This is a genomic window from Chania multitudinisentens RB-25 (assembly GCF_000520015.2).
Taxonomy (GTDB): domain Bacteria; phylum Pseudomonadota; class Gammaproteobacteria; order Enterobacterales; family Enterobacteriaceae; genus Chania; species Chania multitudinisentens.
On sequence record NZ_CP007044.2, the window covers coordinates 2,846,420 to 2,859,792 of the forward strand.

Genomic DNA, 13,373 nt, shown 5'->3' on the forward strand with positions numbered 1-13,373 from the left:
TTGGGGCTAGGCGGCAAGTGTACGAATCCCCAGGAGCTTACTGAAGTAAGTGACTGGGGGAGTATACGCAGCTAATAACGCACCAGCTTGAAAGGCGAAGGGTAGAATAAGGGACATAAAACGCCATGCTATTACCTTGGCTAATTCTTCTCCCCTTTATCGGCGGTCTACTGTGTTGGCAGTGTGAGCGTTTCGGTACTAAGGTGCCGCGCTGGATCGCGTTAATTGCAATGGGGCTGACATTGGCGCTTTCTCTGCAACTGTGGTTGCAGGGTGGCTATACCTTGATGACACCGACAGGCATCCCGCAGTGGCAATCTGAATTTATACTGCCGTGGATCCCGCGTTTCGGGATCAGTATTCACCTGGCGCTGGATGGGCTTTCACTGCTGATGGTGGTGCTGACCGGCCTGCTGGGTGTGTTGGCGATCCTCTGTTCCTGGCGTGAAATTCAGAAGTATCAAGGCTTTTTCCACCTGAATCTACTGTGGATTCTGGGGGGTGTTATTGGCGTGTTCCTTGCCATCGACATGTTTTTGTTCTTCTTCTTCTGGGAAATGATGCTGGTGCCGATGTACTTCCTGATTGCTTTGTGGGGACACAAAGCGTCGGATGGTAAAACCCGTATCACTGCGGCAACCAAGTTTTTCATCTATACCCAGGCCAGTGGCCTGATCATGCTGATTGCGATTCTGGGCCTGGTGTTTGTGCACTACAACGAAACCGGTGTGTGGACTTTTGCCTATCAGGATCTGTTGAAGACTCGGATGTCGCCCAACGTTGAATACCTGTTGATGTTGGGCTTCTTTATCGCATTCGCGGTGAAAATGCCGGTGGTGCCATTGCACGGCTGGTTGCCGGATGCGCACAGCCAGGCACCCACGGCAGGTTCTGTGGATTTGGCCGGGATCTTGCTGAAAACCGCCGCTTACGGTCTGCTGCGCTTCAGCCTGCCGCTGTTTCCGAATGCTTCCGCTGAGTTTGCTTCTATCGCGATGTGGCTGGGTGTGGTGGGGATCTTCTACGGTGCCTGGATGGCGTTTGCACAAACGGATATCAAACGCCTGATTGCCTACACCTCCGTTTCACACATGGGCTTTGTGCTGATTGCCATTTACACCGGCAGCCAGCTGGCTTATCAGGGGGCGGTTATCCAGATGATTGCGCATGGTCTGTCGGCGGCGGGGATGTTTATCATCTGTGGTCAATTGTACGAACGCCTGCACACGCGTGATCTACGCCAGATGGGCGGTCTGTGGGGCCGGATCAAATTTATTCCTGCATTATCGCTGTTCTTCGCGGTGGCGACGTTGGGGATGCCGGGTACCGGCAACTTCGTGGGTGAATTCATGATCCTGTTCGGCAGCTTCCAGGTGGTGCCGGTGATCACCGTGGTGTCTACCTTCGGTCTGGTGTTTGCTTCGGTTTATGCGTTGATCATGATGCAGCGTGCCTACTATGGTGCAGCAAAATCCGATCAGCCATTGCCGGGCATGACCGCGCGTGAATTGTTCATCATTCTGCTGCTGGTGGTGCTGTTGGTTCTGTTGGGTGTCTATCCGCAACCGATCCTTGATACCTCAAGTGCGGCGATGAGCAACGTGCAACACTGGTTTGGTCCGTCAGTTTCAGCAATTTTAACAACAAGGCCGTAATTCGCCATGACAATAACTCCTCAACAACTGATCGCACTGTTACCGCTGTTGATCGTCGGATTGACGGTGGTGGTTGTGATGCTGTGCATTGCGTGGCGACGCGACCACTTTATCAACGCAACCCTGACCGTGGTTGGTCTGAACCTGGCGCTGCTTTCGCTGTATTTTGTCGGCCAGGTTGGCCCGATGGACGTTACCCCGCTGATGCGGATTGACGCTTACGCGATGTTCTACACCGGGCTGGTGCTGCTGGCGAGCCTAGCGACCTGCACCTTTGCTTACCCGTGGCTGGTGGGTTACCCAGACAACCGTGAAGAATTTTACCTGCTGGTGCTGATTGCTGCCATGGGGGGGATTCTGCTGGCAGGCGCTAATCACTTGGCGGCGCTATTCCTTGGTATTGAACTGATCACACTGCCGTTGTTCGGGTTGGTCGGTTATGCCTATCGCCAGAAACGTTCGTTGGAAGCGTCGATCAAATACATGCTGCTGTCTGCGGCGGCCTCCAGTTTCCTGCTGTTCGGTATGGCGCTGCTGTATGCAGAGTCTGGCGATCTGTCACTGGCTAGCCTTGGCAGAAGTTTGCAGGATAGCCGCGTGCATCATCCGTTGATTCTGACGGGGATGGGCATGATGGTGGTGGGATTGGGCTTCAAACTCTCTTTGGTGCCGTTCCATCTCTGGACGCCCGATGTGTATCAAGGCGCGCCTGCGCCGGTTTCAACCTTCCTGGCCACCGCCAGCAAGATTGCGATTTTCGCCGTCGTGATGCGCTTATTCCTGTACGCTCCGGCTGCCGACAGTGAGTCGCTGCGTATGGTGCTGTCTATCATTGCCTTCTTCTCGATCCTGTTCGGTAACCTGATGGCGATCAGCCAGACCAACCTCAAACGCCTGCTGGGTTATTCTTCCATTGCTCACCTGGGGTATCTGCTGGTGGCGCTGATTGCGGTGCGCTCGGAAAACCACCAGTTACCGCTGGAAACGGCCGGTGTCTATCTGGCGGGTTATCTGTTCAGTAGCCTGGGGGCTTTCGGGGTGGTCAGCCTGATGTCCAGCCCGTACCGTGGCCCGGATGCAGAATCATTGTTCTCTTACCGTGGTCTGTTCTGGCATAAGCCTATTTTGTCGGCGGTTATGACGGTGATGATGTTGTCACTGGCCGGTATCCCGATGACGTTGGGCTTTATCGGTAAATTCTTCGTGGTGGCAATGGGTGTGAGTGCACATCTGTGGTGGTTGACCGGGGCGGTGGTGGTGGGCAGTGCCATTGGTTTGTACTACTACCTGCGTGTTACGGTGAGCCTGTTCCTCAGTGCGCCGGAAACTCTGGCCCGCGATACGCCAAACAACTGGGCGCTGACGGCGGGTGGGGTAGTCGTGTTGATCTCTGCCGCGTTGGTATTGTTGCTGGGTATTTACCCACAACCGCTGATTAGCCTGGTACAACTGGCACAACCGATGTTCTGATGAGTAGATAGTCAGCAAAAAGGTCGCTTTGGCGGCCTTTTTACTTTTTAATGGCGAGTAAAATAATAAGGTTGGTAAGAAAGTTTTCAGGGGAAATCATGGTTGCTTTATGGATGGTTGCCGCCAGTGCATTTTTTGCGCTGATGGGAGCCTGTATCAAACTAGCCTCGGTGAAAGTGGGTTTCTTTGACATCATCTTTTATCGTTCATTTATCAACGTGCTGATTGTTGCTGCACTGATTAAAATCAAAAATATCGGTTTCCGTACCCGGCACTTGGGGCTGCATATGAAACGTGCGGCTATTGGTAATGCGGCGATGTATTGCGGTTTCTACTCCCTGATTCATTTACCGATTGCCACCGCCACCACCCTGGGCTACACCAATCCTATTTTTCAGTCGGTGATCGTCTTTATCACCACTAAAGGGCAACTGACCGGCAAGCTGTTATTTGCGGTGCTGCTGGGTTTTGCTGGCATCCTGATCCTGCTACGCCCGGATGTGCCGAACGGTGAATTTGCTGCGACAATAATCGGCCTGTTGTCAGGATTGTTAACCGCATTGGCTTATTTTAACGTTGGCAAATTGGTACGCACGGGTGAACCCGAATTGCGGGTGGTGTTTTATTTCTCTCTGGTTGGAACGTTGGTAGGGGGAGTAATGGCGACAAGCATCGGGTTTGCGGCGCTTGATGCGGCCACTTTGTTATGTGTCTGCGCCATCGGCGTATTCGGCAGTCTGGGGCAAATCACCATGACCCGCGCCTACGGCAGCGGCAATCCAGTGATTGTCAGCATTCTGTCTTACAGCACGATTATTTTCTCCACGCTGCTTGGCTATCTGCTGTTCGAAGAAAAATTGTCTTCTGTGGCTGCTATTGGCATTGCGCTGATTATTCTTTCTGGCGCACTGGCCATTTTACGGCGTGCCCCGGCAAAAGCGGCCAAGGTAACATCGGCGTGATTTTCCACTGGGAGAGATTGTGATGGTTATTTTCGCCATGGTGCTCATTAGCATCGTTTAGCCTAGTGCAAGGTGAGTCAATAAAGTACCGCTGGCATTTTTCCGTTTGGTGGTTTTGAGTTACCGTATAATCCCCACATAAAGTTTGGTTAATGAGGTGGCAGTGGAGCAATTTTCGGGATTGTTGCGGCAGTTACGCCAGCAGCTTGAGCAGGTTTTTCCCACTGAAGCCGGATGGCGGCAAATCATACTGCCAGTTCCTGAACGTCTGGCGACCATGTTGTTGGAGTGGCTGGCGGCCCAGGCGGTATTCCCGCAGTTTTACTGGCGTCAGCGTGAAGGGCAGCAAGAGGCAGCGGTCTGCGGGGCATTGAGGCAATTCACGCATCCTGCACAGGCGCAGGCGTTTCTGTACGCTTATCCCGCTGCCCGCCTGTGGGGGCTTAACGCTTTTGACAATAGAGCCTTATTATTCTTGCCACGTATGGAAATACTCAACTATTCAGGTAAAGGTGAACTGACGCTGAATCTGTTTTCTGAACATTCGCTGGATGAGGACGTCGTTGCTGCGAGCCGCTGGCTTGACGAACTGGTGGCGGCAAAACCGCTGGCTGAAATGCAAACCACCGTGGCTTCGGTGTTGCATCAACCAGAGCGTTCCGAGTGGGAAAATCAGCTGCGTGATGTGTTGCAGGCGATAGAAAAACGGCAGCTGGAGAAAGTTGTGCTGGCTCGCCGCACGCTGCTGACGCTGAGCAGCCCGTTGTTTGCCCCCGCGTTGATGGCAGCCAGCCGCAAAGTCAATCATCGGTGTTATCACTTTATGATGCGCTTTAATGCGCACTCGGCGTTTCTCGGCTCCAGCCCGGAAAGATTATATCGGCGCGAAGGGCGGCATTTATTGACCGAAGCGTTAGCGGGCACCGTTGCCAACCATACGGATGGGCAGCAGGCGCGTGCGTTGGCGCAGTGGCTGCTGCACGATGTAAAAAACCAGCAGGAAAATTTGCTGGTGGTTGACGATATTTGCCAGCGCCTGCAAGGGGGAGCCAACGCGGTAGACGTATTGCCCCCCGAAGTGGTGCGTTTGCGTAAAGTGCAGCACCTGCGGCGGCGTATTGAAGGGCAACTGAACCACGGCGATGACGCTGATTGCCTGCAACGGCTACAGCCCACCGCGGCGGTGGCGGGTTTGCCACGCCAGGCGGCGCGTGATTTTATCCAGCAGCACGAGCCTTTTTCCCGAGGTTGGTATGCGGGTTCAGCCGGTTATCTTGCGGTTGCGCAGTCTGAATTCTGCGTAGCGCTGCGTTCAACCCAGATCGATGGTGCACAGGTTCAGCTTTATGCTGGCGCAGGTATTGTTGCCGGTTCAGATCCTGCTGAGGAATGGCAGGAAATTGAAAATAAAGCGGCGGGGTTGCGTACTCTCTTGCAGCCAGAAAATAAGCTCTAACTTTCCCCGCCTGAACAAGAGCGATGGGAAGTGGGGAGTTTTTACGCCGAAATTGATTTATTGCAGGTTAAGCAGAAAAGACGAGCCAAAGGAGTGGCGGCGTTTTTGCGCCAGCGCAAAAGCGGCAAAGATGATTACTTATATAATTCAGACTTATGGCCCCAGGCTTGATACCTCGTATTGGTTATTCTTGGTGCTGACTCTGTTTATTGGCTGGTGAGCGAATGATGTCGACAAGTGTTTTTAATCGCCGGTGGGCGGCGTTATTGTTAGAAGCGCTGTCTCGCCATGGAGTACGGCATGTCTGTATCGCTCCGGGATCGCGTTCAACGCCGCTGACGCTGGCTGCGGCTGCGCACAGGTCTTTTATCTGCCATACCCATTTTGATGAACGCGGGCTGGGCCATTTAGCACTTGGTCTGGCAAAAGCCACAGGTGAGCCAGTGGCGGTGATCGTCACGTCTGGCACCGCTGCGGCCAATCTCTATCCTGCTTTGATTGAGGCTGGGCTAACGGGCGAACGGCTGGTGTTTCTCACTGCGGATCGGCCACCTGAGTTGATTAACTGCGGTGCTAACCAGGCGATTCGTCAAACCGGCCTCTATGCCAGCCATCCCTCGCTGAATATCGATTTACCGCGCCCCAGCCCGGATATTCCGGCCCGTTGGCTGGTTTCTACCGTCGATAGTGCGATGGCACACCTGCTGCACGGTGCATTGCATATCAACTGCCCGTTCGCGGAACCGTTGTATGGGGGGGATGAGCAACAGCATGAAGCCTGGTCGGCTGCATTGGGGGATTGGTGGCAAGGAACTCAGCCCTGGCTGCGAGAAGCCGATCCACATCAGGTATTGCAAGAGCCGGACTGGCTTTTCTGGCAGCAGAAACGCGGGGTGGTGATTGCCGGGCGCATGAGTGCTGAAGATGGGGTGCGCTTGGCCGCCTGGGCTGCAACACTGGGTTGGCCGTTGATTAGTGATGCACTTTCGCAAACCGGCCAGCCATTGCCCTGTGCAGATCTGTGGTTGGCGCAACCACGGGCGCGCGCGCTGTTGGAAAATGCGCAACTGGTGGTGCAGTTTGGCAGCAGTCTGACCGGCAAACGCCTGCTGCAATGGCAGGAACATTGCCAGCCAGAAGAGTATTGGCTGATTGATTCTCTGCCTGGGCGGTTAGATCCAGCACATCACCGCGGCCGTCGTATTCGCGCTGCCGTAAATGAATGGCTCGATCTGCACCCGGCGCAGACAGGTTTGCCGTGGAGCGGAGATTTAGCGGCATTGGCACAGGAAACCTTTGAGGCAACTTCTGAGTATTTAGCTAACCGCTTTGGTGAGGCGCAATTGGCACATCGGTTGCCGACGTTGTTGCCAGAGAACGGCCAACTGTTTCTTGGCAATAGCCTGATTGTGCGTTTGATCGATGCGCTGGCTCAATTACCGGCTGGTTACCCGGTGTTCAGCAACCGCGGAGCCAGCGGCATTGATGGGCTGATCTCTACCGCTGCCGGGGTGCAACGTGCCACGGCTAAACCCACGCTGGCGGTGGTTGGCGATCTGTCCGCGTTATATGACCTGAATGCGCTGGCGCTGCTGCGCCAATGCTCGGCACCGATGGTGCTGATTGTGGTGAATAATAACGGTGGGCAGATCTTCTCATTGCTGCCGACGCCGGCGTGGGAACGCCAGCGTTTTTACTGCATGCCGCAGAACGTGGATTTCAGCCATGCGGCGGCGATGTTCCAGCTTAACTACGCCTGCCCGGAAAATTGGGATCGGTTGCAACAGGCGGTGGAGCAGGGCTGGCGCCATTGTGGAACGACATTGATTGAACTACAGGTGCCGCCAAGTGACGGTGCAGAGACATTACAACATCTAGTACAACAATGGGCGGTGAACTGATGCTGGCAGCACGCATTTTACAACAAGGTGAAAACCAGCGCCCGTGGCTGGTTTGGTTGCATGGTCTACTGGGTAACAACAATGAGTGGCGGGTCATCGCTTCACGTTGTGAACAGTGGCCTTCGTTAGCGATCGATTTGCCCGGTCATGGTGATTCTGCCTCGCAGCCTTGCCAGGATTTTGTTGATATCAGCCGGCAAATCACCGCCACGTTACAGCAATATAAGATTGAAGATTACTGGCTGGTGGGCTATTCGCTCGGTGGCCGGATAGCCATGTATCACGCTTGTTACGGCGAGCCGCAAGGGTTACGGGGGATCGTGGTCGAAGGCGGTAATCCGGGGTTAGAGTGCGAAGCGTTACGCGCCCAGCGCCGTGCCCATGATGCCAACTGGGCCAGCCGCTTCCGTGCTGAACCGATCGAACAGGTGCTGGCGGACTGGTATCAGCAACCGATATTTAGCGATCTGAACCAGATACACCGTGAGGCGCTGATCGCTGCCCGCTCTGCTAATCTTGGCCCGGCGGTGGCCGACATGTTGGAAGCCACTTCACTTGGGCGGCAGCCGTGGCTGGTGCCGCAATTGCAACGCTTGGCGCTGCCGGTCAGGGTGCTGTGTGGCGCAGATGACCACAAATTTCAAATGCTGGCGCGGGAGGCTGATTTGCCGCTGCGTACCGTGCCACAGGCTGGACATAACGCCCATTTGGCGAACCCGGCGGACTTTGCTGCCGCGTTACATGAATTTCTTGATCATAAAGGAACCGAACATGCTGTATCCCAATGAACAACAACTGTATGCCGCTATTGACTGGCAGGACTGCTCTGGCGATTTCGAGGATATCCTGTATCACAAGTCCAGCGACGGCATTGCCAAAATTACCATCAACCGCCCGCAGGTGCGTAACGCTTTCCGCCCGCATACGGTGAAAGAGATGATCGAGGCGCTGGCGAACGCGCGTTATGACGACGGGATCGGCACGATCATTCTTACCGGTGCCGGTGACAAAGCTTTTTGTTCCGGTGGCGATCAGAAAGTGCGGGGTGATTACGGCGGCTACCGCGATGACAGCGGCGTACATCACCTGAATGTGCTCGATTTCCAGCGCCAAATCCGTACCTGCCCGAAACCGGTGGTGGCGATGGTGGCTGGTTACTCGATTGGTGGCGGCCACGTGCTGCATATGATGTGCGATCTGACCATTGCGGCTGATAACGCTATTTTTGGTCAAACCGGCCCGAAGGTAGGCTCTTTTGACGGTGGCTGGGGCGCTTCCTATATGGCACGTATCGTTGGCCAGAAAAAGGCGCGCGAGATCTGGTTCCTGTGCCGGCAATACGATGCGGCGGCGGCGTTGGAGATGGGGCTGGTCAATACCGTAGTGCCCTTGGCAAGCCTTGAAAAAGAGACGGTGCGCTGGTGCCGAGAAATGCTGCAAAACAGCCCTATGGCCTTACGCTGCCTGAAAGCGGCGCTCAACGCTGACTGTGATGGTCAGGCAGGTTTGCAGGAGCTGGCGGGTAACGCCACCATGCTGTTCTATATGACCGACGAAGGTCAGGAAGGGCGCAACGCATTCAATGAAAAGCGCCAGCCGGACTTCAGCAAATTTAAGCGTAATCCGTAATGGGGGCGTTAACCCGTAGCGCGGCTATTTACCGTTACCGCTTGCCGATGGAGGCTGGCGTGGTGCTGCGTAATCAGCGCTTGAAAACCCGCGACGGTTTGTTGATCCACCTGCAACAAGGGGAACAGCAAGGCTGGGGCGAGATTGCGCCACTGCCGGAATTCAGCCAGGAAACGTTGGAGCAGGCGCAACAGGCTACCTTGATTGGATTGCAGGCATGGCTGGTGGGGGAGGATATGGCTGCCAGCGAGCTGCCTTCGGTGGCTTTCGGCATCAGCTGCGCGCTGGCTGAGCTGACCGGGTTATTGCCGCTACGGGCTGACTACCGCAAGGCGCCGCTTTGCACGGGCGATCCCGATGAGCTGTTTGCAATGCTGAATGCGTTGCCGGGTGAAAAAGTCGCCAAAGTGAAAGTGGGCCTGTATGAAGCGGTGCGTGATGGCATGGTGGTCAACGTACTGCTGGAGGCGTTGCCGGAGCTTAAATTGCGGCTGGATGCCAACCGCAGTTGGACGCGCGCCAAAGCCGACAGCTTTGCCAAGTACGTTAATCCGGCATGGCGCGATCGTATCGCATTTCTGGAGGAGCCTTGTAAAACTCGCGATGAGTCGCGGGGTTTTGCTCAGGCGACCGGCATTGCCATTGCCTGGGACGAAAGCGTGCGTGAGGCGGATTTTGTGGTACAGGCCGAGCCAGGCGTCGCCGCGATTGTCATCAAGCCGACGCTGGTCGGTAGCCTGAGCCGCTGCCGCGAACTGGTTGAACAGGCGCACCAGGCTGGGCTAACGGCGGTGATCAGTTCCAGTATTGAATCCAGCCTGGGCCTGACGCAGCTGGCGCGTATTGCCCACTGGCTGACGCCGGATACGATACCTGGGTTGGATACGTTGGATCTGATGCAGGCGCAGCTGATGCGCGGTTGGCCAGAAAGCAGGTTGCCGTTATTGAATACGGATGCGCTGGAGTGTTTATGGCGCAGTTAAATGACTGGCCGTGGTGCCATTGGGCCGCACAGCGCCCGCAGGCGACGGCGTTGATTGTCGAACATCAACCGATCAGTTGGCAGGCGTTACAACAGCAGGTTGAGCGGTTGGCGGCAGATTTTCAGCATCAAGGCGTTCTGCCGGGCAGTGGCGTAGTGCTGTGTGGTAAAAACAGCTACCCGTTGTTGCTGGCTTATCTGGCGCTGTTGCAGTGTGGGGCACGTTTGTTGCCGCTTAATCCGGCGTTGCCTACTGCGATGCTGACGGCGCTGTTGCCGGAGCTGGATATCGTTTTTGCTGTCGGTCCTGATGAGCTACCCGATCTGCCGTCTCACATTATCCGCTTAGCGCCGCCCACAGGGGCAGAATATCCTCTGCAACGCTTGCCTTGGTGTGAACAACGTTTGGCCACGTTGACGCTGACTTCGGGCTCCAGTGGTTTGCCAAAAGCGGCCGCGCACAGCTACGCCGGGCATTTGGCCAGTGCTGAAGGCGTGCTGCGCCTGATGGATTTTCAGCCACAGGATCGCTGGTTGCTCTCTTTGCCACTGTTTCACGTTTCTGGGCAGGGAATTGTTTGGCGTTGGTTGGCGGTGGGGGCACAACTGGTGGTGCGTGAGATGCAGCCTTTGGCCACGGCGTTGGCGGGTTGTACCCACGCTTCACTGGTGCCAACTCAACTGTGGCGCCTGTTGTCTGAGCCGCTGATCGAACACGCGCTGAAAGAAGTGCTGCTCGGTGGGGCGATGATCCCGGTTTCGCTCAGCCAGCAGGCAGAAGCCATGGGTATCCGCTGCTGGTGTGGTTATGGCTTGACCGAACTGGCTTCTACCGTATGTGCGAAACGTGCCGATGAATTGCCGGGAGTAGGGTTACCGCTATATGGCCGTGAAATACGGTTGGTGGAACAGGAGATATGGATCCGCTCGCAAAGCTTGGCGCTGGGGTATTGGCAGCGGGGAGCACTGCTGCCAATGGTTGATGAACAGGGCTGGTTCCATACGCGCGATCGCGGCGTGATGGAACAGGGTGAATTGCGCATTGTTGGGCGGTTGGATAATTTGTTTTTTAGCGGTGGCGAAGGCGTGCAGCCTGAGGACGTTGAGCGGGTGCTGGCGGCGCATCCGCAAATTCTGCAGGTATTTATCGTTCCTGTTGATGATTCCGAATTCGGTCAGCGGCCTGTAGCGGTGATCGACAGTGAAGGTGATCTGACGTTAGATGCTTTACTCGCATGGGCAGATAATAGGCTGGCGAACTTCCAGCGGCCAGTTGCGCTATTTGCCTTGCCTGATGAGATGAAAACGGGGGGGATCAAGATCTCGCGTCGCCAGGTATGGGAGTGGTTGGCTAAACACTAGCTTATCCGCGCACAGAAATGATGATCATGATGTTATATTTAGAGCCTATCTCAATAGGCTCTAAGAAGGTTATTTTTTGTTCAAAGCTCGGTTTTAAAATCATGGCATTGAACATGATTCGTAATGATTAGAGAGTTATACAACTGCAATAATTATGGGTATATGCAAGAAATATCCATAATACAGTTATTTTTTTTATCTTTATTTAAAAAGAAAATAATATTCAGTAAAGGTATTACTCTTATATAAAATAAGAAATATCCTTTGTTAATAATATGATTATTAAAGGGGGCAGTCGTTGTTGCTACGATAATTATATTGATTAATTTCATATGTGAAGTTATTCTTAACACATATACCGATGGCATCTGATTAGTACCCACTTGTTTATGCTTTAATAAAGGCATAGTTTCTGTGTCTTTATAGTGAGCGTGAATTTATTGCTATACCCAAATAATTCGAGCTGTTGCAAACGGCAAGCGAGTGATGCCCTAGGAACATAGATAACTATGTGATGAGGGTGAGCGAGTAAAGCCAATGCTCAGGCAGTTTGAGTTATAAAGGGTATATTATAGCAATGGGGAACGTTTAATTTATTTTCAATGTTATATAAGGATGATATTGTGAAGAAGATTAATTTATCTGAAGCTAGCGTAATTGTTGGTGGTACAGCTCCTGTTTGTACTGTTAGTTTTGAGAAAACTTCACCTACAGTTTGTATGCAAGTAACCACATGCGTTGACAAGAATGGCGCTGTTGTAAGCAAGGCAAGTGAATCAGCCGATCTGGTTAGATGCGAATAATATTCTAAATTAATATATCCCTAATAATTCAAGGCGTTTGTAGGTGGCAAACATGAGCTTCACAATCCTTGGGAGCATAGCCAGCTATGTGACAAGAGTGAGCGAGTGGGCCAATAGCCAGGCAATTTGAAGGGGATACTGTTTTTTTAGAATATAACTCCAGTGCTGATGTTATATACTTTAAATAATTTAAGTCATATTCAGGCGGTAAGTCCGGTATAAATAGATCGTAGATCTGTTTGAACGGCACCTGCACTGGTTTGTAAGGATGAGCCTCAGTGATGAGGCTCATAACCTCTGGGAGCGTAACCAACTATGCGACGCGAGTGAGTAAAGACAATACCCAAACAACGCACATATAACTTGAAGTATAACCGGCATAATTAATATGCCTCTTTAGGGTGTCTTATTTATGTTAAAAAAAAGCCTATATCTCATCAGCTATACTCTTTTAGTAATAGTTATATCCTCTCTGATAACAACCGCTTATTTTCATTATTTTGTTCTTAATCAGAATGCAGGTAACAGCATAGAGCAGAACAGCCTGCGTTCAGTGAGTGAACAGGATATCCAAAAGAGCCCGATAAAAGATGAAAACAGCGTTATCGAATTATTCTCTTACGCTTGTCATTATTGCTCAATCAATGAAAAACACGTTGATAAGCTGGAGTCACGTATACCGCAAGGTTCCAGGCTGATTCGGTTACATGTCAATGGTGAGCAGATGGGTGTGTTTTCGAACACAGCACCGTTGTTTGCAACACTGACGGTCATGGGTATTGAACCGCAATACCGTGAAAGTGCGTACAAAGCCGTTATCAAAGATAAAATTGATTTGGGCAACCCACAGAATCGCGATCGCTGGTTACAAGACAATGGGATCGATCTGGAGGCCTATACTAAAGCCAGCCAATCACAGGGCGTTCAAGATTTGCTGAGCTATATGAGCGAGGTGTCCAAGTATTATAAAATTAATGCGACACCGACGTTTGTCGTGAATAAAAAATGGCTAGCTATACAGGATCGGGACTTCCCTGCGTTTTCCGATCATTTGTTGTCATTGTTGCAGCATGATAAACCGTTGGAACAATAATACGTTGATTTGCCTGGGCGAGCGGATACAGCCAACGTTTCTGTAACCTGAAGTATGACG

11 protein-coding genes are annotated in these 13,373 nt (G+C 52.9%); all 11 read left to right on the top strand.

The window, feature by feature from the left end:
* The first annotated feature begins 125 nt into the window (after nucleotides 1-125).
* Nucleotides 126-1,655, top strand: coding sequence for an NADH-quinone oxidoreductase subunit M (nuoM, locus tag Z042_RS12510; protein ID WP_024911395.1), 1,530 nt, complete (start codon nucleotides 126-128; stop codon nucleotides 1,653-1,655).
* Nucleotides 1,656-1,661: 6 nt separating this feature from the next.
* Complete coding sequence (gene nuoN, locus Z042_RS12515) at nucleotides 1,662-3,125, top strand: NADH-quinone oxidoreductase subunit NuoN (RefSeq protein WP_024911394.1); 1,464 nt, start codon at nucleotides 1,662-1,664, stop codon at nucleotides 3,123-3,125.
* A 98-nt stretch (nucleotides 3,126-3,223) separates the two neighbouring features.
* A complete protein-coding gene (locus Z042_RS12520; protein WP_024911393.1) occupies nucleotides 3,224-4,087 on the top strand; it encodes a DMT family transporter in 864 nt (287 codons plus the stop codon).
* A gap of 163 nt (nucleotides 4,088-4,250) precedes the next feature.
* Nucleotides 4,251-5,543 carry an isochorismate synthase MenF gene (gene menF, locus Z042_RS12525; protein WP_024911392.1) on the top strand — a complete coding sequence of 431 codons (1,293 nt, stop codon included), beginning with the start codon at nucleotides 4,251-4,253 and terminating at the stop codon, nucleotides 5,541-5,543.
* 227 nt (nucleotides 5,544-5,770) lie between these two features.
* Entirely contained in the window at nucleotides 5,771-7,444 is a 1,674-nt protein-coding gene (gene menD, locus Z042_RS12530) for a 2-succinyl-5-enolpyruvyl-6-hydroxy-3-cyclohexene-1-carboxylic-acid synthase (protein ID WP_024911391.1), read from the top strand.
* Entirely contained in the window at nucleotides 7,444-8,232 is a 789-nt protein-coding gene (menH, locus tag Z042_RS12535; RefSeq protein WP_037406121.1) for a 2-succinyl-6-hydroxy-2,4-cyclohexadiene-1-carboxylate synthase, read from the top strand. Before menD ends, menH begins: the two co-directional genes overlap by 1 nt.
* The gene (gene menB, locus Z042_RS12540) at nucleotides 8,216-9,073 is read left to right on the top strand and encodes a 1,4-dihydroxy-2-naphthoyl-CoA synthase (RefSeq protein WP_024911389.1); all 858 of its coding nucleotides are present in this window, start codon (nucleotides 8,216-8,218) and stop codon (nucleotides 9,071-9,073) included. Before menH ends, menB begins: the two co-directional genes overlap by 17 nt.
* Complete coding sequence (gene menC, locus Z042_RS12545; RefSeq protein WP_024911388.1) at nucleotides 9,073-10,056, top strand: o-succinylbenzoate synthase; 984 nt, start codon at nucleotides 9,073-9,075, stop codon at nucleotides 10,054-10,056. The genes menB and menC overlap by 1 nt, the downstream gene beginning before the upstream one ends.
* Complete coding sequence (gene menE, locus Z042_RS12550) at nucleotides 10,044-11,417, top strand: o-succinylbenzoate--CoA ligase (protein ID WP_037406105.1); 1,374 nt, start codon at nucleotides 10,044-10,046, stop codon at nucleotides 11,415-11,417. Before menC ends, menE begins: the two co-directional genes overlap by 13 nt.
* A gap of 623 nt (nucleotides 11,418-12,040) precedes the next feature.
* Nucleotides 12,041-12,220: a DUF4762 family protein gene (locus tag Z042_RS25050; protein WP_071882877.1), complete on the top strand. Its 180-nt coding sequence runs from the start codon at nucleotides 12,041-12,043 to the stop codon at nucleotides 12,218-12,220.
* A 412-nt stretch (nucleotides 12,221-12,632) separates the two neighbouring features.
* The gene (locus Z042_RS12555) at nucleotides 12,633-13,313 is read left to right on the top strand and encodes a DsbA family protein (RefSeq protein ID WP_024911387.1); all 681 of its coding nucleotides are present in this window, start codon (nucleotides 12,633-12,635) and stop codon (nucleotides 13,311-13,313) included.
* Nucleotides 13,314-13,373 lie beyond the last annotated feature (60 nt).